Origin of the sequence: Amycolatopsis keratiniphila (genome assembly GCF_000400635.2) — a bacterium.
Taxonomy (GTDB): domain Bacteria; phylum Actinomycetota; class Actinomycetes; order Mycobacteriales; family Pseudonocardiaceae; genus Amycolatopsis; species Amycolatopsis keratiniphila.
On sequence record NC_021252.1, the window covers coordinates 326,481 to 349,243 of the forward strand.

Genomic DNA, 22,763 nt, shown 5'->3' on the forward strand with positions numbered 1-22,763 from the left:
CGGTGACGTGGTTCAGCGAGGACGAACTCCGCAGGCAGGCCGGTGACGTCTCGTTCGCGCGCGGCGCCAAATACCGGGAGTCGGTCGAGACGCTGGACGACGTCGCGGGCGGGGTGACGGCCGTGGTCAGCGGCACCGACCGGTACACGGTCCGGTTGCGCAACGTCGACGGCGAGCTCGTCGGCGAGTGCTCCTGCCCGCACGCGGCGGACGGCTTCTTCTGCAAGCACTGCGTGGCCGTCGGGCTGCTGGTCCTCGAAGGGGTGGCGGACGGCGGGGCGGCCGACATCCGCGGGTACGTCGAGACGCTCGACCGCGACGAGCTGGTCGAACTGCTCGTCGGGCACGCGAACGAGGACCCGGTCCTGTTCCGCAAGCTCTCGCTCAAGGCGGGCCGCGGCGACCTCGACGCGTTGCGCCGCCATGTCGAGGGAACGTTGCGGTTGCGCGGTTTCGTCGGTTTCCAGGGCACGGTCGCGTACACCGAGAAGGTGCGCGAGGTGCTCGCCACCGTCAGGGAACTCATGGACGGGCCGCTGCTGTGCCTCGTCATCGAGCTGGTGGTGGAGGCGCTGGACTTCGTCGAGGACTCCTTCGGCGCGCTCGGCTCCGAGGTCTCCGGCGCGCTCGCGTTGTACGCGGAAGCCTGCGCGGACACGCCACCGGAGCCCAAGGAGCTCGCGGAGTGGTTGCTGCGGCTGGATCTCGACGGTTCCGGCCGGATCGACGTGAACATCGCGGACTTCACCGCGGGCCTCGGGTTCGAGGGGCTCGCGGTGTTCCGCGCCGGCGTCGAGGAGCGGTGGCGGCTCGACGACGGCGAGGACCCGTACCGCAGCCGCAAGCTCCAGCGGCTGCGTGAGGGGTTCGCGGCAATGCGGAACTGGAAGGCCTAGTACCGCTGCCGGTTGCGGTACAGCTCCTCCAGATCCCGTCGCCCCGCCTGGTCGCCGGTGTCGGCGGCCGCGCGGAACCAGTGTTCGGCCTCCTGGAAGTTCCCGTGGTCGGCGGCCAGCCTGCCGAGGTTGGTGTACGCGGGAACACTGCCGAGTTCCGCGGCCTTCCGGTACCAGGCGGTGGCCTCGCCGGGATCGTTGCGGTCGTTGGCCAGCACGCCCAGGTTCGTCATCGCGGCGGCGTCGCCCCGTTTGGCCGCCTTGAGATACCAGCGCTCGGCGGCGTCGAGTTCGCCACGGCGGTGCAGCACCAGGCCGAGGCGGACGGCGGCGTCGGGGGCGCCGGCGGCCGCGGCCGCGTGGAAGCAGCTTTCGGCACGCGCGAGGTCGCCTCGTTGTTGTGCCTGGTGGCCGAGTTTGATCAGCGACGCCGCGTCGGCCTCTTCGCTCGCCTTGCGCCACCAGGGATCCGCTTCGGACGTCCGGCCGGTGTCGCACAGCACGGCGCCGAGCGTGATCATGCCTTCGACGTTGCCCGCTTCGGCGGCCTCGCCCGCCCAGTACTCGGCCTCTTCGAGATCGCCACTGCGGTGCCTGGACCGCGCGAGCTCGGCCATCGACTCGACGCGGCCCTCGGCGGCGGCCCGGCGCCACCAGTCCTCCGCCGCCTCCCGGTCCCCTCGGCGCGCGCAGAGATTTCCCAGATGCGACATGGCATGCGAATCACCGGCGGTCGCGGCTTCGCGATACCAGCGTTCGGCCTGTTCCGGCACGCCGCGCTCGTTCAGGAGATGCGCCAGGTTGCCCATCGCGACCCTGTCCCCGCCCTCGGCGGCCTTGCGGAACCACGTCTCCGCCTCGTCGAGATCGCCACGCTCCAGCGCGGTGGATCCCATACGTGCCATGGCGATCACGTGCCCGCGTTCCGCGGCCTTCCGGTTCAGATAGTCGTCGACCCGGGTGTTCCACTTACGTTTTTCGGCGCCCACAAGCCCGCTCCTTCCGGCAGCGTCCCTGGGGTAGTCGCTGCTCAGGGCCCCGATGTGACAACAACTACCGGGTGTCATCGTCGTGTCGCGCGCGGTTTCCCCGCGCCGCGCGGCGATACTTGGCGCTCCCCATCCCCGTCGAGAGGAAACCGCGCGGTGGCCACGCGTACCAGCCAGATGACCACGGCTCAGCGGTTGCTCCTGCTGATCACCCTCGCCGCCGTCGTGCTCGCGGTGTTCTGGTTCGTGAGCGGCAAGGGCGACGCGTTGCAGCCGAAGCCCGCGAACCCGGCGAGCGCGGCCGACGCGCGCAAGCAACTGGACGAACTCACCGTCGCCCCGCGCGGTTCGATGGACGGCTACGACCGCAAGAAGTACCCGCACTGGGACAACCAGGGGAACAACTGCAACACCCGCGAGTTCGTGCTCAAACGCGACGGCAAGGACGTCAAGGCCGGTTCCGACTGCGCCCCGACCTCCGGCAGCTGGACGAGCGTCTACGACGGCGAGACCTGGACCAAACCGACCGACATCGACATCGACCACATGGTGCCGCTCGCGCAAAGCTGGGTCAGCGGCGCGAAGTCCTGGACCGACGAGAAGCGGCGCCAGTTCGCGAACGACCTGACCCGGCCGCAGCTGTTCGCCGTCACCGACAACGTCAACCAGGAGAAGAGCGACAAGGCGCCGGACCAGTGGAAGCCGCCGCTCGTCTCGTTCTGGTGCACCTACGCCACCGACTGGATCACCGTGAAGCACTACTACGGCCTCACGATCACGACAGCGGAGAAGAGCGCGCTCAGCGACATGCTCGGTCGTTGCTGATCTCCCCGGTTTCGGGTTGGCTGTGGCCATGGCGACCTTCGTACTGATCCACGGCGGTGGCGGCAGCGCCTGGGACTTCCACCTCCTCGAGGCGGAACTGACCGGACGCGGGCACGACGTCGTCGCGGTGAACCTGCCGATCGACGACGAGAAAGCGGGCTTCGGAGAACACGTCGAAGCCGTCGTGGACGCCATCGGCGATCGCGGGGATCTGGTCGTGCTCGGCCATTCCTACGGCGGTTTCACCGCGCCGTTGGTGGCCGAGAAGCTTTCGCCGCGGCTGCTCGTGCTGTTGACGCCGATGGTCCCGAAGCCGGGCGAGTCGCCGGGGGACTGGTGGGGCGCCACGGGTTTCGAGGACACCCCCGGCCTCACCGACGAGGAGAAGTTCTTCAACGGCGTCCCCGCGGACATCGTCGCGGAGGCGGGCTCGCACGGCCGGAACCAGGTCAGCGCCGAATGGGGAGAGCCGTGGCCGCTGGACAAGTGGCCGGACGTCCCGACGAAGGTGCTCATCGCGCGCGAAGACCGCTTCTTCACGCCTGAGTTCCAGCGCCGGGTCGTCCAGGACAGGCTCGGATTCGCGCCCGACGAGATCGACGGCTCCCACTCCGTGCCCTTGAGCCACCCCAAGGAGCTGGCGGACCGGCTGGAGTCCTATCTCACCAGCGATCCAGCCGCATGACGTCGTCGAGCGGCTGACGCGCGGCGGGCTTGAAGGTGTCCCCGGTGTAGAACGCCGTCGGGATGAGCGCGGCCTGGTGCACGTTGTCCGGCAGGCCGAGGATCTCCGCGGCCTCCTTCTCGTACGCGAGGTGCAGCGTCGTCCACGCCGTGCCGAGCGTGACCGCCCGCGCCGCGAGCATGTAGCTCCACACCGCCGGCAGCAGGTTGCCCCACAGCCCGGCCTGGTTCCCGGCGGGCAGGTCCGCGCTGTCGGTCTCCAGGCACGGGATGACGTGCACGGGCACTTCGCCCATCTTGTCGGCCAGGTACTCGACGCTGGAGCCGACGCGTTTCTGCACCTTCGAGCGCTGCGGGTCGTCCGCGAACAGCTTTCCCGCCGCCCGAGGGGAATCCAGGTACTCGCGGCACGCCCGCTGATAGAGCTTGCCGAGTTCGGCCCGCTGACCGGGATCGGTGATCACCAGCCAATGCCAGCGCTGCGTGTTCGACCCGCTCGGCGCCTGCAGCGCGACCTGCAGGGCGTGTTTGACCAGTTCGAGAGGCACCGGCCGGGTCAGGTCCAGTCGTTTGCGGACGGTCCGGGTGGTCGTCAGCAGCTCTTCGGGCGTCATCTCAGAAGTATGTCGTTATGATCCGCTGGTGGGGAGGCCGCCGCGCGAACGAGGGATGGGCACTTTGCTCAGGCACGTCCTCGACGTGACCGAGGCGGACGTCTCCGCGTTCTTCCAGGACATCGGCCTGGGGGACTACCGGCCGCGGTTCACGCCGTTCGTCCGCGCGATCGTCGCGCACGGGCCACTGCCCATCCGCGACCTCGCCGCCGAAGTCGGCGTCACCCATTCCGCGGCCAGCCAGACCATCGCGCAGATGGCGCGTCAGGACCTCGTCTCGCTCCGGCCGGGGACCGACGCCCGGCAGAGGATCGTCTCACTCACCGAGAAGACCCGACGGCTGATGCCGACGCTGGAAGCGGAGTGGGCGGCGACCAGCGCCGCGGCCGCCCAGCTGGAAGCCGAACTGCCGTACCCGCTCAGGGAGGTGCTGGTCGCCGCCGTCGAGGCGTTGGAACGGAAACCGCTTCGGGAACGCATCGCCGAAACGGACGCCGCGCTCAAGCTGAAGCGTCGGCTTGATCAAGATTGAACACGGCCCAGACGTACTTCCCGCCTGAGCAGAGCTCGTGTCCCCAGTCCTCGGACAACGCGTGCACCAGCTGAAGACCGCGGCTGCGCGCCGCCATCGGCGACGGCTCCTTCAGCTTGGGCCGGTTCGTCCCGGAGTCGAAGACCCGCAGGGTGAGCCTTCCGCCGGAGTACTCGACCTCAAGCCTGTCCGGCTTCTCACCATGCTCGAAAGCATTCGTGACGAGCTCGGAGGTGGCCAGGAGGACGTCGTCGACCGCCGGCCCGTCGAGACCGAAGCTCGCGAGGGTCGCCCGCACGGCCTGTCGCGCGACAGCGGGGGCCGTCACGTCGACCGGCAGGGGCAGGGAGACCACCGGCAACGAGCCCTCCGATCGCGTCTTGGACATCGTCATGGTTCCGCACCTCCCCTCACGAGAGACTTCCAGATCCGCTGTTCGCCTCCCTGATACCCACAAGGGCCGAGGTCGAATCAGACTCCGTCGGTGAGTTCGGTCTCGGTCAGTCCTTCACGCAGTTTCTTGAGTGTGGCGGCCAGCAATCTCGACACCTGCATCTGGGAGACACCGACACGGCGCGCGATGTCCGACTGGCTCATCCCGGACCCGAACCGCAGCGCGACGATCTTGCGCTCGCGATCGGGCAGCCGTTCCAGCATCGGCCGCAGCGCCTCCCGCAACTCCGCCTGGCTCAGATTGGCGTCCGCCTCGCCGAAGCGGGTGTGCGCCGAGTTCTCCAGGAGGTTGTCCAGCGAGGCCCCGTACCGGCCTTGACCGGCCCGGAGGCCCTCGTAGACCTCGTCGATCGGAACGCCGAGATGCGCGGCGATCTCACTGGGTTTCGGCGCGCGCGAGAGCCGGACAGTGAGCTCTTCGCGCACGGCCGAGATGTTCGCGTTCAGCTCCTTGAGCCGCCGCGGCACCCGCACCGACCAGCTGTTGTCACGGAAGTGGTGCCGCAGCTCGCCGGAGATGGTGGGGACCGCGAAGGCCAGGAAATCGCTGCCCTGGCCGGGATCGAACCGGTCGACGGCGTGGATCAGCCCGATCGTCGCGATCTGGACCAGATCCTCCATCGACTCGTCCCGGTTGCGGAACTTGCGCGCCAGATTGCGCGCGAGTTCGAGGTGCGCGCGCACCAGCTCGTCCCGCAGCGCCTCGCGCTCGGGGGAGTTCGGGGGCAGCGCGCACATGCGCTCGAACAGGACCGGGACATCCGCGCCGTCTTGCTCGACGGGTTCGGTCACGGCCGGGCCGCCTCGCTCTCCCGGATGAGCTCGACCCTGGACAGGTAGCCGCCGTCGGCCGGGGTGACGCTCCGCCGCGCGGACGTCGCCAGCGCGGTGAGCAGCTGCCAGGACAGACCGGTCTCGTCGTCGGGTTCCGGGGAGTCCGAAAGCACCGACACGGTCACCTCTATCCGCCCGTCCTTCCACGAGAAGACGCAGGTCAGATGGCCGTCGGCGGCCGACGGGAGCAGCATCGAGCAGGCCTCGTCCACCGCCATCCGGAGATCTTCGACGGCGTCCAGATCGAAGTCCTGGCGCATCGCGATATCCGCGACGATCGTCCGGAGGGTCGGTACCACGTGCGGTACCGCGGCCGTGCGTACCTCGATGAGTTGAGCGCCCTCCCCGCCGGGCGGGGTGTTGTCCACCACGTGTGTTCCTCTCTCGAGCTGCGCTGCCGCTCCGTCAGATGCCCTTGGTGTGAGCAAACCAAACCCACGTTTGAGCCGTGCAGGGGGCGGGCATGTAACCGGCGACAAACGATCTCCTTGGAAGGCGGGGACCGACATGGCTGACGTGAGCCGGCTGCCGAACGTGGTGGCGGAAGAGTGGGATTGGCAGCTCCGTGGGTCGTGCCGAGGCGCGGACAGCAGCTTGTTCTTCCACACGGACAACGAACGCGGTTCGGCCCGTGAGCGGCGCGAATCGCGGGCCAAGGCGATCTGCCACACCTGCCCCGTGCTGGCGCAGTGCCGCAAGCACGCGCTCGCGGTGCAGGAGCCGTACGGCATCTGGGGTGGTCTTGGCGAGATCGAGCGCCGCGAGCTGTTCCTCCGTGAACGGCGCGCCGGGCGCAAGGCCTTGACCGCGCATTGAGCGCGCCCGGGGCACCGGTCGGCGACGCGCACGACGGCGATCGTGGCGCCCCGTCCGTACTGGGTTAGGGTTGGGACTGTCGTTGCGGGGACAGCCACGCCTACCCGCCGAAGAAGAGCGTGCGTCCGTGTCCGGACTGGGCGCGGCCGTCGCTTGAGACCACAGGCGCGTTCCGGCGCTGAGCGTCGGTTCTCACCTGATGAGGAGAATGTGCATGCCCGCAGCGGACCAGAACACCACGCCGCCCGGTTTCAGCATCACGCTGGACGCCGACGCGTCTGAACCGCGTGTGGTGGTCACCGGTGAGCTCGACCTGCTGACGAGCCCGCAGCTTCAGGAGACCCTCGGGGCCCTGATCACGGACAAACCGTCGGGCCGGGTGGTCGCCGACCTGACCGGCGTGACCTTTTTCGACTCCTCGGCGCTGAACGTGGTGCTCCAGGCGCAGCGCCAGGCCGCCGAGAAGGCGGTCGAACTCGAACTGGTGCCCAGCCCGCAGGTGAGCCGCGTGATCGAGCTCACCGGCGTCGCCGAGCACCTCAGCGTGTCGGAGGAGCCCCCCGCCTGATCCCCCGCTACGGTCGTGGGCTCGTGATCCGCGACACCTGGGGGCGGCAAGATGATGGGGCGGACGCATGCCCTGACGGGGTGGTGCGCGGGCCTCGCGCTCGCGCCCGCCGTCGGAGCGGGCACGGTGCACCAGGCGGTCGTCTTCGCGGCGACCACGGCGGGGTTCGCCCTCCTTCCCGATCTCGACCATCCGGGCGCTCGCGCGTCGAAGCTGCTCGGCTGGTTCACCGGCGCGATCTCATGGGTGCTTCGCCGCGTTTCGGCGGGGCTCTACGCGCTGACCAAGGGGCCTCGGGACGAGAAGGTCACCGGTAAGCACCGGCATCTCTCGCACACCGTCCTGTTCGCCGTCGGCCTCGGCTTCCTGACCTCCTGGGGGACCACCGAGGGCGGTCCATGGGCCGTGTTCGGCGTCGTCGTCCTCGGCCTGCTGCTCGCGGAAGGCGCGCTCGGCGACTGGCTCCTGCCGGTCAGCGGCGCCGCCGTCGGGTGGTGGGTGTGGACCGCCCCGCCGGACAAGGCGGCGCAGCTCGCGGAGATCTCCGGCTGGCTCGGCATCGCCGTCGCGGCCGGATGTTTCGTGCACTGCCTCGGGGACGCGCTGACCGAGTCCGGCTGCCCGTTCCTGTTCCCGATCCCGATCGCGGGCGAGACCTGGTACGAGATCCGGCCGCCGAAGCCGCTGCGGTTCCGCACCGGCAAGAAGGTGGAGAACCGGCTGATCTTCCCGGTGTTCGCGGTCGCCGCGGTGGTGCTGATCCCGGGTGTCTGGGAGTACCTGTTCACCACGGTCCAGGGCCTCCTCACACCGGACGGGACGCAGACCGCGGTGCGGTGAGGAATGCCCCCGTCGCCGTCGGCGTTGAATCGGAACGCCGGACCCGGTTGAGGAGGGGGAACAGTGGACAAGCCCGTGCTGCGCGCCGACGCGCGCCGCAACCGCGCGAAGGTGCTCGCGGCCGCCGAGGAGGCCTTCGCCGTCGACGGCCTGGCCGTCCCCCTCGACGAGATCGCCCGCATCGCCGGGGTCGGCGCGGGCACCGTCTACCGGCATTTCCCCAGCAAGGAAGCGCTCTTCCAGGCCGTCGTGGTGGACCGGCTGGAGCAGTTCGCGCGAGAAGCCCGCGAGCTGCTGGCCGCCGAAGACCCCGGTGAAGCCTTCTTCGACTTCTTCAAACGCGTCGTCCAGCAGGCGTCCCGCAACCGGGCCCTCTGCGACGCGCTCGCCGAAACGACCGGACTGGGTTTCAAGGCGGGCGCGGGCGACGAGTTCCGCTCGGCGACACAGGCGCTGCTGACCCGGGCACAGGCCGCGGGCGCGGTCCGCGAGGACATCGACGGCGACGACCTGCGCGCCCTGATCGCCGGTTGCCTCGCCGCCGAACGGTACTCACTCGAAGAGCGGCATCTCGTGCGGATCATTGTCGACGGATTGCGCACGTTGCGTAACGAAACGTAAGATCAACGCGAGTAGTCCCCGTACCTGCGCTTCGCATGGCGAGGGGGTGCCGGATGTCGAGCCAGGGTTCCGTCGTGGTCGCGGCCATCGCGGGCATCGCGACCGGGTTGCTCGTCGCCGCGCTCTTGGTGGCCGGCCGCGAGCCGCAGCGCCGCGTCTACGAAGTCGGCACGACCCCGGCCCCGGCCTCGACCTCCCGTTCGGTCGGACCGGTCACGGTGACCGTGCCGGCGAGCACCCCGGAGCCGCTCGTCGTCACCCGCACCAGGACGCCGGCGCCGCGCACGGTGACCAGGACCGTGACACCCTCACCCACCTCGACGGAGCTCCCGCCCAGTTCGACCACGGGATTCCGAAGCGACTGATGCAACCAGGGCGGCCTTCGCCTCGTCTGCCCGGTATGCGGCGACTACCCGTTTTCCTGCTCCTGCTCACGGCTTCGACCGCGTGCGGCTCCGGTGAGAAGTCCTGCCCGGCCATCGCCCTGTCGGAGGGGATCTCCCTCGACATCCCGGCCGCCGGGGTCACCCGCGTGTCGCTGGAGTTGTGCTGGGCGGGTGCCTGCGTGACCGAGTCAGCGCCCGGTGGCGAGCACGTCTTCGTCCCGACCCGGGGCCTGCCGACCACGCCGGTCCGGACCACGGTGACCTTCGACGACGGGAAACCCCACGTCCTCGACGTGACCCCGGTGATCGCTTATCCGGCAGGCGAGGCGTGCGGAGGCGGCGTGCCGACCGCGAAGCTGGTCGTGACGCCCGACGGCGGAGTACGGCAAGTACCGTGAAGGCCGCCCTCCCCGGCGGGCGGCCTTCACGGTTTCCCCTGTGGCTAGCCGACGTCGCGACGCCGCCAGCCCATGAGCCCGGCCGCGAGCGCGACCACGGCGACCCCGGTCAGCCAGACCAGCGGTGTCGCGGTGAACTCCGCGGCGGGCAGCTTCGGAACATGCGAGAACGGTGAGGCGTCCACGATCGCCTGCGGCAGGTTCAGCACCGGGCCGAACAGGCTGAGCAGCAACGCCAGCCCGGCGATCGCCCACGCCGCCGTCGTGAACTTCGGCGCCAGGCCGAAGAGTGTCACGGCGAGCCCGGTGATCACCCACACCGCCGGAAGCTGCGCGAGCGACGCGACCACCATGTCGCCGACCGCGTCGCCGACACCGCCGGACCGCATCCCGTTCGAAAGTCCCAAAAGGACACCGCTGACGACCATCATCAGCGCCGTGCCGCCGAACGCGAACACGAGATGGCTCCCGAGCAACCGCAGCCGACCCACACCCGTCGCGAGCAGCGGCTCGACCCGCACCGCGGATTCCTCGGCGCGGAGCCGCAACGCGGCCTGCACCCCGTAGAGCGCGACGACCATCGCGAACAGGCCGCTCATCGCCGCCATGAAGGCGTCGATCAATCCGTCCGTTCCGCCGAGGCGCTGGAAGATCTCCTTCGCCTGCCGGCTTTCCCCGACGACGTCGCCGATCCCGCTCGCCACCGAGCCGAACACCGCGGCGCAGACCGCCGTGCCGATCAGCCAGCCGATCAACGGACCCCGGTGCAGCCGCCACGCCAGCGCGAACGGGCTGCGCAGCGACGCCGCGGCTTCGGCGGGCCCGGGACGCGGCGGGACGATGCCGGTGCCGACGTCGCGCCGCGGGAGCAGCGCGTACCCGGCCGCGCCGACGACCACGGTCGCGCCCAGCGGCAGCAGGAACACCCACCACCGCTCGTCGGCGAACGGCCGGATCCGTTGCGCCCACCCGATCGGGGACAGCCACGAGACCCAGTTCGCGTCGGAGGTCGAGTCGCCGACCGCGCGCAGCAGGAACGCGACCCCGACGGCGGTGGCGCCGATCCCGTTGGCCGTCCTCGAATACTCGGCGACCTGGACGGCGACCGCCGCGATCGCCGTGAAGACCAGCCCGGTCACCGCGGTGGCGGCGCCGAGCGCGAGCGAGCCCTCGACGGGCAGCTTCGCGCCGATCATCAGCGCGGCCTCGACGAGTCCGATGAGGACACTCGCCCCGGCGGACACCAGCACGCCCGCGGTCAGCAGGGCGTACCGGCCGACCACCGCGGAGGCCAGCAGTTCCGCGCGGCCCGAATCCTCCTCGGCCCTGGTGTGCCGGGTGACGGTGAAAACCGCCATCAGCCCGATGACCAGGGCGAGGAAGCCGCCGAGCCGCCACGCGGTGAACCCGCCCGCGGTCGAGAGGTCGAAGGCCGGGCCGTAGATCAGCGAAAGCGACGGGTTCGCGCCCATGCCCGCGGTGAGCCCGGCCCGTTCGGCGGCCGTCGGGTACAGGGTTTCGAACGTGCCCGACGACGTCGAGGGCATGATCCCGGGCAGGACGATCCAGATCGGCAGGACGATCCGGTCCCGCCGTAGCGCCAGCCTGGTCAGCTGCCAGGTGCCGACCAGTCCGTGCGCCGGTCCCGTGGCTACGGGACGGTCCAGCGTCGCGGTCATTTCGCGCTCGCTTCGGTGGTGTAGTGGCGGAGGAACAGCTCCTCCAGCGTCGGCGGCTGGCTGGTCAGGCTGCGGACGCCGACCTGGGTGAGCTGCCGCAGAGCTTCGTCGAGGGAGCGGGTTTCGACGTCGAAGCGGACGCGGTTGCCCTCGACCTTGAGGTCGTGGATGTTCCGGAGTTTCGTGAGCCCGTTCGGCGGGCCCGCCAGCTCGGCCGAGATCGACGTCCTGGTGAGGTGCCGGAGCTCGGCCAGCGTGCCGGTCTCGACGGTGTGCCCGTTGCGGATGATGCTGACCTTGTCGCAGAGCGCCTCGACCTCGGCCAGGATGTGGCTCGACAGCAGCACCGTGCGGCCCTGCTCGCGCTCCTCCTGGATCGCGTACTGGAAGGTGGCCTCCATCAGCGGGTCGAGGCCGGAGGTCGGCTCGTCGAGGATCAGCAGGTCCACGTGCGAGGCCAGCGCGGCCACGATCGCGACCTTCTGCCGGTTGCCCTTGGAGTAGGTGCGCCCCTTCTTCTTGGGGTCGAGGTCGAAGCGTTCGACGAGGTCCTTGCGGCGGCGCTGATCGAGCCCGCCCCGCAGCCGCCCCAGCAGATCGATCACCTCGCCGCCGGAGAGGTTGGGCCAGAGGTTCACGTCGCCGGGGACGTAGGCGAGGCGCCGGTGCAGGCTCGCCGCGTCCTTCCAGGGGTCGCCGCCGAGCAGGCGGACGTCGCCCGAGTCCGCGTGGAGCAGACCGAGCAGGACCCGGACGGTGGTCGACTTCCCCGCGCCGTTCGGGCCGAGGAAGCCGTGCACCTCCCCAGCGGGTACCTGCAGGTCAAGGCCGTCCAAAGCCTTGGTCCGGCCGAAGGATTTGTGGAGGCCGGAGATGGAGATGGCGTTTTCCATGAAGCTGAAGGTACAGTGATTTCACGAAGTTGTGAAGTTAAGAAAACGTATGGATGGTGTGATCACTCTGGGGGAAGTGAGAGAGGATGTGCCCATGACGACGACGCCTGAGAGTGCTTCGAGCACGCAGAGAGACGAGGACGCCGTCCGCCGTTACGTGGAGCACCTGGGCCTCACGCTTTCCCAGATCGGGATGCAGCGGATGCCCGCCAGGGTGTTCGCCGCGTTGATGACCACCGACGCCGGCCGTCTCACCGCGGCCGAGCTGGCCGACCAGCTCTCGGTGAGCCCCGCCGCGATCTCGGGGGCCGTGCGGTATCTGGAACAGATCGGCCTGGTCGCCAAGGAACGCGAGCCCGGCTCGCGCCGCGATCACTACCGGCTCTTCGACGACCTCTGGTACGCCACCTTCATGAAACGCGACCGCATGATCACCATGTGGCGCGACGCGGCCGATGAGGGCGTTTCGGCGCTGGGGTCGGACACGCCCGCCGGCGAGCGGGTCGCCGAGATGCGGGACTTCCTGAGCTTCATGATCAAGGAGCTCAACGACATGTACGCGAAGTGGCACGAGATGCGGGCCGAAAAGGCCAAATGAGCCATCGGGCGCGCGAGTGACCATCTGTCGTGGTGGAGCCGCCCCCTCGGCAGGCTCCATGCCCTGAGTGCCCCTCGGTGATGTAGGAATTGGGACACTCAACGTCCCGATTCCTACATTGTCGGCATCAGGCACGCCGAGTGGCCGACCTCGGCTCGACCGTGTCGCGGCGAGCGTCCGGTGCCGTCAAGCTCCGAGCCGGTGGAGCCATCGGGCGCGCGGGTGACCGCACTCGCGTGATCGAAGCCGGAACTCGCGTGATCGGAGGCGGAACACGTGAGTGCGGTATCCAATCACGCGAGTTGCGCGCCTGATCACGGGAGTTGCGTGCCTGATCACGCGAGTCGCGGACTTCGGACCAGTAGGTATGGAGGACACGGCGGGTTCTGGCCCGAATCGCCACTCACGAGGCCACCGCGACCAGGAGCGTGCCCGCCAGCCTCTCCGCCCATTCGTCCAACTCCTCCGGGGGCGGCTCCCGGTCCTCGAAGGACGCCAGGAACGCGTACTGGAAACACGCCCCGAGCAGCAGCGACGCCGAAGCGTCCAGGTCCGCGTCCTCGCGGATCCTGCCGAGCCGGACCTCCTCCCGCAGGTACTCGGCGACACGCGCGAGCGGGACCTCCGGTCCGCGGTCCCTGCTCATGACCCGTTCCCGATGGGTCGCGAGCAGTTCCCGCGACGAGAACAGCGACACCGCGATCGGGAAGCTCTCCAGGTAGAACGACAGCGTGATCCGCGCCAGCCGGGCGAGGTTCGCCGCGAGCGGGGCGTCCGCCGCGGCTTTCATCAGCTCGTCCAAGGTCGTCCCGAGCGCGGGCAGCCGCTCGGTGAGCACGCTCGTGAAGATCTCGGTCTTGTCCTTGAAGTGCTTGTACAGCAACGCCTCGGAGTAGCCCGCCGCCTGCGCGATGGCCTTCGTCGTGGCGTGCGCGTAGCCCTGCTCGCGCATCACCTTCGCCGCCGCGGCGACGATCTCCTCGCGGCTTCCCATGTTCGCTCCTGAGGGCTTCTCAGCGTTCGCTCGACAAGTGGTAAGTGAACACTCACCATAGTGGGTGAGTGTTCACTAACCCAGGAAGGCGTGACCATGAAGCTCACTGTTCTCGGTGCCACGGGCGGGGTCGGCTCCGAAGTCGTCAAGCAGGCACTGGCCGCCGGCCACCACGTCACCGCGGTCGTCCGCGACCCGTCCCGGCTCACCGTCGAGGGCGACCTGCTGGAGGTGGTCGTCGCGCAGCTGGCCGAACACGGCGCGCTGACCGAGGCGGTGTCCGGACGCGACGTGGTGATCTCCGCCCTCGGCGCCCGCGACCGCAACCCGACGACCATCGTCACCGACGGAGCCCACGCCGCCGTCGCCGCGCTCGGCTCGGCGGGCGTCCGGCGGCTGCTGCTGGTGAGCGCCAGCGGACCGTTCGTCGACGGCGACGCCTTCTTCACCAGGAACGTCGTCAAGCCGATCCTGGGCAGGATCCTCCGGCACGCGTTCACCGACATGATCGCCGCCGAGCGGATCGTGCGCGCGAGCGAACTCGACTGGACGATCGTGCGTCCGCCGCGTCTGCTGAACGGGCCGCACACCGGCGAAATCGCCGCCCGGACCGACGGCAACGTCCGCGGGAGCTACAGCATCAACCGCGCCGACGTCGCCGATTACCTGCTCCGCGCGGCCGCGGACGACTCGCTCGTCCGTCAGACGGTCTCGATCGCCCACGGCTGACCTTCCCCGCGTTCAGTCCTCTCGATGCGGTTGTTGCGTGCGCAACGATCGCGTTCAGAGGACGAAACGCGGCAGTAGGGTCCTGACGTGATCAGCCGTGCGGTGGTGCTCGCCCCGATCCTTCTCGCGCAAGCCGTCCGGGTGCGCCGTACGACGCCCAGGCTGCCCGGTGCCGCGGGGCCGGTCACCGGCCTGGTGGCAGGCGACGGCGACCCGGTGCGGCTCGCGGTGCTCGGCGAGTCCACAGTGGACGGAGTCGGCGCGCCGACGCACGCCGAGGGGCTGACCGGACGGCTCGCGGAGGAACTCGCGTGGGACGGCCGCGCCGTCGCCTGGCAGGCGCTCGGCCGGACCGGCGCCAACGCCCGCGTGGTGCGCGAGGACCTGGTGCCGCTGCTCGAACCCGCCGACCTGGTCGTGATCGCGCTCGGCGTCAACGACACGATCGAACTGCATTCGGCCACGCGCTACCGGCGTGACCTGCTCGACCTGATCGTCGCAGTGCGACGTCGCGTGGGGCGGGTCCCGGTGGTGCTGGCCGGCGTGCCGCCGATGGGCCGGTTCCCCTCGCTGCCGCGTCCGCTGCGGGACGTCCTCGGCGCGCGGTCGGCCGTCCTCGACGCCGCGGCCGCCCGGCTGGCCCTGCTGCCCGGCGTCGTCCACGTCCCGATGCCGGCCGCGATGCTGGATCCCGCGACCTTCGCCGAGGACCGTTTCCACCCCGGCCCCGAGGGCTACCGGCGCTGGGCGGGACAACTCGCGGAAGTGAGCCGACGGCTACTCAGCGACACCTTTTCGGGGTAAAAGCGCTGATCAGGTCACTCGCTTGCCACAGATTAAGAAATTTCCATGAAAAAGCTGGCTCTGCGTGTATCTGGTGGCAGCCTCGTTGCGTCCTATGGAGCAGTCGAGGAAATGAGGGACACCCGATGACGACCGAGACCAACACCGCGCCCGTCGACGACGAGGCCACGGCCACCGAAGACCTCGAAGAGACGACCCCGAAGCCGAAGCCGATCACGGCGCCGGTCCCGCCCCGTCCCGGCACCAGCCCGGACGGCAACTGGGACCCGTACGGCACCAACCCGCCGTCGAACTGAATGAACACAGACAGGTGATGTCCGGAGGCCGAGGGGGCCGCCGGGCATCACCTCCGGGTGCTCCTTCGGGGGAGGGGGACGCCCGGACGCGGGCCCGTTGGGGAGCGGGCCCGGGGGGAGGGAAAAAAGGACCGGCCGGTGCGCAGTCCACACCTACTCGCGCCGGCCGGTGCCTTTGTCCTTCACCTCAGACCGAGGGGGACCACCGAAACTCGACAAAAAAGTTAGTGACTTGATGTATCCCAGAGCCTCTTGCACGCTCCTTCTCCCCGAAGGGCCCGCGATACTGCCAGCGCCGACACGAAGACACGTCCGAAGTGGGGCAGATACGGTGACCGACGTGCAAACGACCGAGGTAGACCCGCCATGGGAAGGACTGACCGGTGCCGACCTGCATGCCGCCTGCATGCGCGCGGCGCGGGCCGGTGACCGCCAGGCGATGGACAGACTTGTGCACGAGCTGACCCCGCTCGTGTGGCATGTCGCGCGCGCGAACGGGCTCGATCGCCTGACCGCTGAGGACGTGGTCCAAACGGTGTGGCTCGCGCTCTTCAGCCAGCTCGAAAAACTCCGTGACCCCAAAGCGCTCGCCGCCTGGTTGATCACCACCACCAGGCGCGAGGCCCAGCATCCCTTCGGCCGCCGCGCTCAGCCCGTCCCGCTGACCGACGAGCTGGCCGAAAGCATGGAGAGCACCCATCCGGCCCCCGAAGAGGAAGCCGTCCGCGCCGACCGGGATCGCCGGGTCTGGCGCGCCTTCCTTCGCCTGCCGCACCGCTGTCAGCAGCTCCTTCGGCTGACCGTGCTCGCCGGGCGGGCCGAATACCAACTGGTCGCCGAAGCACTCCGTATGCCGCGCGGAAGTGTCGGCCCGACCAGGGGCCGTTGCCTCGAATCGATGCGCGACCTGCTGGCCCACGAAGGGGGAAGCCGATGAACGACCTCGGGACGCCGGGGGAGATGACCTCCCCGGGCGATGAGGAGTTGCTCGCCGATATCGGACGTTTCATGGACGAACTGGACCCGCCACCGGGAGACCTGGTGCAGCGGGTTCAGTTCGCGCTCGCGCTCGAAAACCTCGACGTCGAGGTCGCCCGCTGGGAACGGATGGACGCCACCGCGGGCGTTCGCGGCAGCGACACCGGCACGATCACCTTCACCGTCAGCGACCTGACCGTGATGATCAACCTCACCAAGATCGGCAAGAAGCACCGGATCGACGGCTGGCTCGTGCCCGCCGGCGAGTACGGAGTGGAGGTTCGCGTCGCCGAGCACGGCACGAGTTCCACCACCGCCGACGAAGGAGGCCGGTTCGTGCTGGACAACGTCCCCCAGGGCACCACCCAGATCGTGATCCACCTCGGCGACGTGACCTGTCGCCGAACGGTCGTGACACCGACAGTGGTGCTGTAACCGGACGGCTGTTCCGTTATGCGGCGTGGGTGTGCTCCCATAGTGCGTGTGCCCGCGCAGCCTTCCGTCGTCGACGCCGTAGTCGAATCGGCGGCCGATCTGCACCGCCGGGCCAGGGTCGCGGCTTCCGACCACGGGCCCGGCGCGGCGATCAGGTTGCTGCAGACCGGGTTGTCCCGTCTCGGGCGGGTGGACACGGACAGCCCCGAACGGCTGGAGATCCGGGTCCGGATCTTGGTCAGTCTCGCGGCGGCGGAAGCGGAGATCACGTCCCAAGAGGACGGTTTCGTCCGGCTGGACGAGGCGGAGCGGACACGGCTTCGGCTGCCGAGTGGTGAAGCCCGGCGGGAACTGGGTTTCATCGTCGTATTGCAGCGCGCGCTGGTGATGATGCGCGTGGGGCGGCTCGACGAATCGCTCGCGCTCTACAACGCGGTGATCCCCCAGCTCGTCGCCGAGGCGGACAGGCACAGTCTCCTGCTGACCAGGACCTTGGTGAACCGGGCCTGGCTTCAGCTGCAGAAGACCAATCCCGTCGACGCGCACCGGGACCTCGCCGACGCACTCGATCTCGCCGTCGAACACGGGCACCGGATGCTGGAAGGGAAGATCCGGCACAACCTGGGTGATCACGCCCAGTTGCTCGGCGACATCCCCGAAGCGCTCCGGCACTACGAGCAGGCTGCTTCGATCTTCGTCACCGACGGGCCTGGTTCGCTGCCGCTCGTCCGGCTCGACCAGGCGAAGGCGCTGCTCACCGCCGGGCTCGGCGAGGAGGCGGCGCGACACCTCGACGAGGCGATCCCCGAACTCCGGGGCAACGGCGCCCACCATCTCGTCGCGGAAGCGGAGGTCGCGCGGGCCGGGGCCGCCATTCTGGAGGGTGACCACGTCCTCGCGAAGAAGCTCGCGACGTCCGCACGGCGGAGCTTCCTGCGGCGTGGCAACGGCCGGTGGGCCGAGATCGCCGAGCTGACCAGGCTTCGCGTCGACGCGGTGAAGGTCTTGGCGGACCGGGAGAAGAAGCCGTCCGCGAAACTGCCGGAGCGGCTGGCCGATCTCGCCATCCGGTTGGCGGGCCTGGGGCTGCGCGACGAAGCGGGCGCGGCCCGGATGTTCGCGGTGCGGCTGCTGATCCGTCGCGGGGAGACGGCCGCCGCGCAGGAACTCCTGGCGCAGGTACCGAAACCGCGGCAGACCACACCGATCGACCACCGGATGCAGCTGCGGTTGTGCCGGGCCGAACTCGCGGTGGCGTCCCACCGGCCGCGTTCGGCGCTCGCGCAGGCGCGGGCCGGGCTGGCGGAGCTCGGGCAGATCCGCGACCGCATGGGCGGGCTCGACCTCGTGTGCGGGACGGCGGCGCACGGCGAAGAGCTGGGCAAACTCGCGCTGACGCTGGTGCTCAAGAAGGCGAGGCGCAGCGGCGCCGGAGCGAAGAGCCTGTTCGCGTGGCTGGAACGCACGCGCGCGCAGGTGTACCGCTACGAGCCGCTCCCGGTCATCGAGGATCCCGCGCTCGCCCGGCACATCAACGAAATGCGGCACGTGCAGGGGACGATCCAGGCGCGGCGGCTGTCCGGTGAACCGGTCGGGAAGCTCGAAGAGCGCTACGACCGCTTGCAGCGGGAGGCGACGCGGCTCGGGTGGTACACCAGCCAGTGGGGTCGCCCGCGGCCGGTCTCGGCACCCGAAGAGGTGGTCGAGCGGCTCGGCGATCGCGTGCTGGTCAGCCTGATGGGGTATCGCGACACCTTGTACGCGGTGGTCGTCGACCGCGGCCGGTTCCGGCTCCTGAAGCTGGGGCCGCTCGGGGAGATCGTCGAGACGGCGCGGCAGTTGCACGCGGATCTCGACGCGCTGGCGCCGGACAACCTGCCCGCGCCGCTGGTCGAGGTCGTCACCGGTTCCGCGCGGCGGCGGGCGGACAAACTGGACCGGCTGATCTCCGCGTCGCTGGCGAAGACGCTGGAAAACCGTGAGCTGATCATCGTGCCGATCGGCTCGCTGTACGCGTTGCCTTGGGGCGCTTTGCCTTCCCTGCACGGACATCCGGTGTCGATCGCGCCGTCGGCGACCGCCTGGGTGACCGCGTCGGGGCGGCGGAACTCCGGCCCGGTGCTGCTCGCCGGCGGGCCGGGGGTGCCGGGTTCGGTGGGTGAGGTGCGGAACCTGCGGGCCGTGTACCCGCAGGCACGGCTCGTCGACGGGAAGGACGCGACCAGCGACACCGTCCTGTCCGCTTTGGACGGTTCCGGCATGGCGCACCTGGTCGCGCACGGCGCGCACGAACCGGCGAACGCGTTGTTCTCGCGGCTGGAACTGGTCGACGGCCCGTTGTACGCGCACGAAACCGCTCGGCTCGCGAAGCCGCCGGAACGGGTGGTGCTGGCCGCGTGCGAACTCGCGATGAGTCACATCCGGCCCGGCGAGGAGGCGCTCGGTTTCGCCGGGACGTTGCTCGCCAGCGGCTCGCGGACGGTCATCGGCGCGATCGCGCGGGTCGGCGACAAGGCGGCCGCCGCCGCGATGGCCGATCTGCACCGGCGGCTGGCGCTAGGGACCGCGCCCGCTCTGGCGCTCGCGGAAGCGACCGCGGCCGATCCGCTGCGGCGCCCCTTCCTGTGCCTGGGTGCGGGCTGAGGTTTCTCGCCCTTGCGTGGTGAAAGCTCCCTTCGCCGCGTCTCATGCGGCGAAAGCTCCCTTCGCCGCGTCTCACGCGTGGTGAAAGCGTCCTTCACCGCGTCTCATGCGGCGAAAGCGTCCTTCACCGCGTCCTATGTGGCTATGGCGTCCTTCGGCTACCCACAGGAGTTGTCCACAAGCACCGCCCTCTGTGGACAACTCGGCCGAGCGCCCGTTCCCGCCGCCCAGCGCCGGTAGACTGGACTCGGGGTCGCCCCCCTTGGGAAGGGCGGGGGGTGGGGTCAGGCGCGTTCGGCGTGTTTCACCAGGCGCGTGGCCAGGATCGAGATCACGGTGCGCAGGGCCGTGCGGACGGCGGCGCCGGTGCCGGGCAGCGGTTCGGTGAACCGGCCGGTCCACCGGAGATCCGTGCCGCCGGAAGCGTTCGGCGTGAAAGACACTTCGGCGCGATAGTCCTTCAGCAGCGCGAGACCCGCGAAGCCGTAGACGTGCTTTCGGTCCTGTTCGTACTCCAGCGTCTCTTCGTGGAGGTACACCGGCCACAGGCCGACGGCCCGCACCGCGCCCACGCCGTCCGCGCCCGGTTCCCGCGCCCAGCGCGAGTGGAACACCACCGGCTTCGCCCATTCCGACCACCGGGAACCGTCGGCCTCCAGCGCGAACAGCGAAGCGGGCGAGGCGCTGCTCGTCCGGTTGACCTCGAAGGAGTACGTCTTGCCCATGTGGCGACGATAACCGCTCCGAACGCCACGGATAAGTAAAGATAGGGACGTGAGCACGCCGCGCCGCGAGATCGCCGCACCACATTGGCTGGTGCAGCTGCTCCGCAGCACACCGGTTCCCATTCCGTGGAACATGGTCGCCCGCGCCGTCCTCGCCCTCGCCGTCCCGCTCGCCGTCGGCTACGCGCTCGGCGACATCGGCGTCGGCGCGCTCGTCTCCACCGGCGCCCTGCCCACCGTCCTTTCCGAATCCGCCGGCCCGTACCGCTACCGCGCGCGGCGGCTCGGCGGCGCCACCGCGGCGGCGGGTCTCGGCTACTTCGCCGGGTTGATCACCGGCGGCGTCCCCGCCGCGTCCATCCCGGTCGTCGTCGGGGTCGCGGCGGTCTCCGCCCTGATCAGCGCGGCGGGCAGCAACGCGTCGGTCGCCGGACTCCAGATGTTCGTCTTCTGCGTGCTCGGCACCGGCCAGCACGTCACCGGCCTGCGCGTCGAAGTCCTCCTCGGCTACTTCTGCGCCGGCGCCGCCTGGAGCCTGCTGATCGCGCTCGCCACCTGGACCTTCCGCGCCACCAGCCCCGAACGCGGCGCCGTCGCGCACGTCTACGTCGAGCTCGCCGCGATGCTCTCCGCGACCGACGAGGCCACCTCCCGCGTCGCGCGGCACCAGCTGACGACCGCGATGAACACCGCGTACGACCGGCTGCTCACCGCGCGATCCTGGCTGTCCGGCCGCGACGCCACCTACCGCCAGCTGCTCAACCTGCTCTCGGCCAGCACACCCGCCGTCGAGGCGTCGGTGGCGATGGTCAACGCCGGCCGCCACGCCCCGGACGACGTGATCGACCACTTCATCGCGACCTCGGCCGCCGTCCTCGCGAACCAGGAACTCCCGGAGCCTCCCGAAGCGCCCGAAGACGCCGACCCGGTCCTCGCCGCGCTCTACGCCGGGCTCGCCCGGATAGGCAAGGGCGACAACAGGAAACGGCGCGAGGTCCAGCCTTGGCACAAACGCCTTCGCGGCTGGGCGGGTTCGCTCGTCTCCGGCCCGCTCACCTGGTTCGCCGCGCTCCGCCTCACGTTGTGCGTCGCGATCGCCGAAGTCGTCGCGCTGCTCGTCCCGTTCGAACGGTCCTACTGGATCACGCTCACCGTCGGCATCGTGCTCAAACCGGACTTCGGCTCGGTCTTCGGCCGCGCCGTGCTGCGCGGCATCGGCACGGTGATCGGCGTGGGCATCGGCGCGGCCGTGCTCGCCGCGGGCGGCGAGGGCTGGCTGCTGGTGCTGCTGATCGCCGTCTTCGCGGGCGGCGTCGCGGTCGGCAAGGTCCGCAACTACGGCATCCTCAGCGCCTTCGTGACCCCGCTGATCATCCTGCAGATGGACCTCGCCAGCACCGGAAGCTGGAACATCGTGCTCGCCAGGCTCGTCGACACCGTGCTCGGCTGCGCGATCGTCCTGCTCTTCGGCTACCTGCTCTGGCCGGGCAGCCGGCGGCCACAGGTCGGCGGACGGCTCGCCGACAGCCTCGACAGCCTGGTGAAGTACGTCGACAAAGGACTCGTGCTCGCGCCGTCCGGCGAGGCCCGGCTGGACCGCTCGCGCGCCCGTCGCCGCGCCTACCGCGCGCTGGCCGACCTGCGGACCGCGTTCCAGCAGGTCGTCGTCGAACCCTCCGCCGCCGGACGGCAGGCCGTCGCCTGGTGGCCGGTGATCGCCGGGCTCGAACGCGTCGCCGACGCCGTCACCGAGGTCGGCGTCACCCTCGGACGCGGCGCCCCCGCCCCCGACGAGGCCGACATCGCGCTCCTGACGGCGGCCCTCGCCGAACTCGCGGCCGCCGTCCGCGAGGAACGGGACCCGGCGGAGATGCCGATGCCCGACAACGAGCAGCTGTCCGGCGTCGTCGACCAGATCGGCGCCGCCTTCGACGCCGTGCGCGGCCCCGACCTCGTCGAACGCGCGCCGTTGCGGCTGGTCCGGCGCTTCCTGCCGTATCACCGCCGCGCCTGACCACCCACCCGTACGGGGGATGGGTGAGCATCATCTCGAACTAATGTTCGAGTTTTCACGCATAATCGACGCATGCTCGACACTGGTGACACGCTGCCGCCGGGGCCGCGTCACCTGCACATGGTCCGGCCCAACCAGCCCGTTTGGGTCGATCTCACGCTGGTGTACCCCGTCGGCGCGGTGAAGGCCCGCCTGCCCGACGGCCTGGACCTGACCGCCACCGTCCCCGGACTGCTGGGGATGTGGCGGGCCACGACGACGGGGCACTGGGTCGGCTGGGTCACCTTCCAGCTCGGCCCGGTCGGCCGGGGCGGCACGACGCATTCGCAGTGGGTGCTGGCCGAGGCGCTGCGGCCACGCGAGCACCGGAACACGTGGTCGGGCAGCTTCCCCTCCGAGCGGAGGCGATGATCGTCCCGGCCCGTGGACGGTATTGATCGCACGCCAAAACACGCCCACGATGGCCACGTGTCCACCATCCTGGAGTCCTCGCCGATCCGTTCGGTGGGCGAAGGTGCC

General features: G+C 70.1%; 28 protein-coding genes. 19 read left to right on the plus strand and 9 right to left on the minus strand.

All coding sequences use genetic code 11. The features are described 5' to 3' along the window. Positions 1-2: 2 nt before the first annotated feature. Entirely contained in the window at positions 3-896 is an 894-nt protein-coding gene (locus AORI_RS42525) for an SWIM zinc finger family protein (RefSeq protein ID WP_016330760.1), read from the plus strand. Here AORI_RS42525 and AORI_RS42530 read toward each other — a convergent pair. Further along, on the minus strand, positions 893-1,885 hold the full coding sequence (locus tag AORI_RS42530) for an SEL1-like repeat protein (RefSeq protein ID WP_016330761.1): 993 nt from the start codon (positions 1,883-1,885) through the stop codon (positions 893-895). The genes AORI_RS42525 and AORI_RS42530 overlap by 4 nt on opposite strands. A 177-nt stretch (positions 1,886-2,062) precedes the next feature. Between AORI_RS42530 and AORI_RS42535 the strand changes: the two genes are divergently transcribed. Then, positions 2,063-2,710: an HNH endonuclease family protein gene (locus AORI_RS42535; protein WP_394329966.1), complete on the plus strand. Its 648-nt coding sequence runs from the start codon at positions 2,063-2,065 to the stop codon at positions 2,708-2,710. A 28-nt stretch (positions 2,711-2,738) separates the two neighbouring features. Next, entirely contained in the window at positions 2,739-3,395 is a 657-nt protein-coding gene (locus AORI_RS42540; RefSeq protein ID WP_016330763.1) for an alpha/beta hydrolase, read from the plus strand. Here AORI_RS42540 and AORI_RS42545 read toward each other — a convergent pair. Further along, on the minus strand, positions 3,373-4,008 hold the full coding sequence (locus tag AORI_RS42545; protein ID WP_016330764.1) for a nitroreductase family protein: 636 nt from the start codon (positions 4,006-4,008) through the stop codon (positions 3,373-3,375). The genes AORI_RS42540 and AORI_RS42545 overlap by 23 nt on opposite strands. Positions 4,009-4,063: 55 nt before the next feature. On the opposite strand from AORI_RS42545, the gene AORI_RS42550 reads away from it, so the two are divergent. Then, complete coding sequence (locus AORI_RS42550) at positions 4,064-4,540, plus strand: MarR family transcriptional regulator (RefSeq protein ID WP_016330765.1); 477 nt, start codon at positions 4,064-4,066, stop codon at positions 4,538-4,540. Here the strand turns inward: AORI_RS42550 and AORI_RS42555 are convergent. The 3 genes from AORI_RS42555 to AORI_RS42565 all read right to left on the minus strand — a co-directional run bounded on the left by AORI_RS42555 (position 4,509) and on the right by AORI_RS42565 (position 6,198). Next, positions 4,509-4,934, minus strand: a complete 426-nt coding sequence (locus AORI_RS42555) for an ATP-binding protein (RefSeq protein ID WP_016330766.1) — start codon at positions 4,932-4,934, stop codon at positions 4,509-4,511. The two genes, AORI_RS42550 and AORI_RS42555, sit on opposite strands and share 32 nt — an antisense overlap. Before the next feature lie 77 nt (positions 4,935-5,011). Continuing rightward, complete coding sequence (locus AORI_RS42560) at positions 5,012-5,785, minus strand: SigB/SigF/SigG family RNA polymerase sigma factor (protein ID WP_016330767.1); 774 nt, start codon at positions 5,783-5,785, stop codon at positions 5,012-5,014. Beyond that, positions 5,782-6,198 carry an ATP-binding protein gene (locus AORI_RS42565; RefSeq protein ID WP_016330768.1) on the minus strand — a complete coding sequence of 139 codons (417 nt, stop codon included), beginning with the start codon at positions 6,196-6,198 and terminating at the stop codon, positions 5,782-5,784. The genes AORI_RS42560 and AORI_RS42565 overlap by 4 nt, the downstream gene beginning before the upstream one ends. A gap of 136 nt (positions 6,199-6,334) precedes the next feature. Between AORI_RS42565 and AORI_RS42570 the strand changes: the two genes are divergently transcribed. The 6 genes from AORI_RS42570 (at position 6,335) to AORI_RS42595 (ending at position 9,456) form a co-directional block, all read left to right on the plus strand. Next, positions 6,335-6,643 (plus strand): WhiB family transcriptional regulator, encoded by a 309-nt coding sequence (locus AORI_RS42570; RefSeq protein WP_016330769.1) that lies wholly within the window; start codon positions 6,335-6,337, stop codon positions 6,641-6,643. Positions 6,644-6,857: 214 nt separating this feature from the next. Continuing rightward, a complete protein-coding gene (locus tag AORI_RS42575) occupies positions 6,858-7,211 on the plus strand; it encodes an STAS domain-containing protein (RefSeq protein WP_016330770.1) in 354 nt (117 codons plus the stop codon). Between the two features lie 54 nt (positions 7,212-7,265). Further along, positions 7,266-8,051: a metal-dependent hydrolase gene (locus AORI_RS42580; protein WP_016330771.1), complete on the plus strand. Its 786-nt coding sequence runs from the start codon at positions 7,266-7,268 to the stop codon at positions 8,049-8,051. A gap of 63 nt (positions 8,052-8,114) precedes the next feature. Then, positions 8,115-8,672 carry a TetR/AcrR family transcriptional regulator gene (locus tag AORI_RS42585; protein WP_016330772.1) on the plus strand — a complete coding sequence of 186 codons (558 nt, stop codon included), beginning with the start codon at positions 8,115-8,117 and terminating at the stop codon, positions 8,670-8,672. A gap of 53 nt (positions 8,673-8,725) precedes the next feature. Beyond that, entirely contained in the window at positions 8,726-9,037 is a 312-nt protein-coding gene (locus AORI_RS82675) for a hypothetical protein (RefSeq protein ID WP_081809623.1), read from the plus strand. A 35-nt stretch (positions 9,038-9,072) separates the two neighbouring features. Beyond that, on the plus strand, positions 9,073-9,456 hold the full coding sequence (locus tag AORI_RS42595; protein WP_016330774.1) for a hypothetical protein: 384 nt from the start codon (positions 9,073-9,075) through the stop codon (positions 9,454-9,456). A 44-nt stretch (positions 9,457-9,500) separates the two neighbouring features. On the opposite strand, the gene AORI_RS42600 is transcribed toward AORI_RS42595, so the two are convergent. Beyond that, the gene (locus AORI_RS42600) at positions 9,501-11,135 is read right to left on the minus strand and encodes an ABC transporter permease (RefSeq protein WP_016330775.1); all 1,635 of its coding nucleotides are present in this window, start codon (positions 11,133-11,135) and stop codon (positions 9,501-9,503) included. Beyond that, complete coding sequence (locus AORI_RS42605; RefSeq protein WP_016330776.1) at positions 11,132-12,028, minus strand: ABC transporter ATP-binding protein; 897 nt, start codon at positions 12,026-12,028, stop codon at positions 11,132-11,134. Before AORI_RS42605 ends, AORI_RS42600 begins: the two co-directional genes overlap by 4 nt. Positions 12,029-12,122: 94 nt before the next feature. Here AORI_RS42605 and AORI_RS42610 point away from each other — a divergent pair, with 94 nt between their 5' ends. After that, positions 12,123-12,626, plus strand: coding sequence for a GbsR/MarR family transcriptional regulator (locus AORI_RS42610; RefSeq protein ID WP_016330777.1), 504 nt, complete (start codon positions 12,123-12,125; stop codon positions 12,624-12,626). Between the two features lie 403 nt (positions 12,627-13,029). Here AORI_RS42610 and AORI_RS42615 read toward each other — a convergent pair whose 3' ends face one another. Next, entirely contained in the window at positions 13,030-13,620 is a 591-nt protein-coding gene (locus AORI_RS42615; protein WP_016330778.1) for a TetR/AcrR family transcriptional regulator, read from the minus strand. 96 nt (positions 13,621-13,716) lie between these two features. Between AORI_RS42615 and AORI_RS42620 the strand changes: the two genes are divergently transcribed. The 6 genes from AORI_RS42620 (at position 13,717) to AORI_RS42640 (ending at position 19,505) form a co-directional block, all read left to right on the plus strand. Then, entirely contained in the window at positions 13,717-14,349 is a 633-nt protein-coding gene (locus tag AORI_RS42620; protein WP_043847850.1) for an NAD(P)-dependent oxidoreductase, read from the plus strand. A gap of 87 nt (positions 14,350-14,436) precedes the next feature. Next, complete coding sequence (locus AORI_RS42625; protein WP_016330780.1) at positions 14,437-15,153, plus strand: SGNH/GDSL hydrolase family protein; 717 nt, start codon at positions 14,437-14,439, stop codon at positions 15,151-15,153. A 125-nt stretch (positions 15,154-15,278) separates the two neighbouring features. Beyond that, the gene (locus AORI_RS83790; RefSeq protein ID WP_167337756.1) at positions 15,279-15,449 is read left to right on the plus strand and encodes a hypothetical protein; all 171 of its coding nucleotides are present in this window, start codon (positions 15,279-15,281) and stop codon (positions 15,447-15,449) included. Positions 15,450-15,780: 331 nt separating this feature from the next. Further along, complete coding sequence (locus tag AORI_RS42630) at positions 15,781-16,386, plus strand: RNA polymerase sigma factor (protein ID WP_007030724.1); 606 nt, start codon at positions 15,781-15,783, stop codon at positions 16,384-16,386. Then, positions 16,383-16,862, plus strand: coding sequence for a hypothetical protein (locus AORI_RS42635; protein ID WP_016330781.1), 480 nt, complete (start codon positions 16,383-16,385; stop codon positions 16,860-16,862). Before AORI_RS42630 ends, AORI_RS42635 begins: the two co-directional genes overlap by 4 nt. 42 nt (positions 16,863-16,904) lie before the next feature. Further along, positions 16,905-19,505: a CHAT domain-containing protein gene (locus tag AORI_RS42640; RefSeq protein WP_016330782.1), complete on the plus strand. Its 2,601-nt coding sequence runs from the start codon at positions 16,905-16,907 to the stop codon at positions 19,503-19,505. Between the two features lie 284 nt (positions 19,506-19,789). On the opposite strand, the gene AORI_RS42645 is transcribed toward AORI_RS42640, so the two are convergent. Beyond that, the gene (locus tag AORI_RS42645; RefSeq protein WP_016330783.1) at positions 19,790-20,230 is read right to left on the minus strand and encodes an SRPBCC family protein; all 441 of its coding nucleotides are present in this window, start codon (positions 20,228-20,230) and stop codon (positions 19,790-19,792) included. A 49-nt stretch (positions 20,231-20,279) separates the two neighbouring features. Here AORI_RS42645 and AORI_RS42650 point away from each other — a divergent pair, with 49 nt between their 5' ends. Then, complete coding sequence (locus AORI_RS42650) at positions 20,280-22,244, plus strand: FUSC family protein (protein WP_016330784.1); 1,965 nt, start codon at positions 20,280-20,282, stop codon at positions 22,242-22,244. 72 nt (positions 22,245-22,316) lie between these two features. After that, entirely contained in the window at positions 22,317-22,655 is a 339-nt protein-coding gene (locus AORI_RS42655) for a hypothetical protein (RefSeq protein WP_016330785.1), read from the plus strand. Positions 22,656-22,763: the final 108 nt, after the last annotated feature.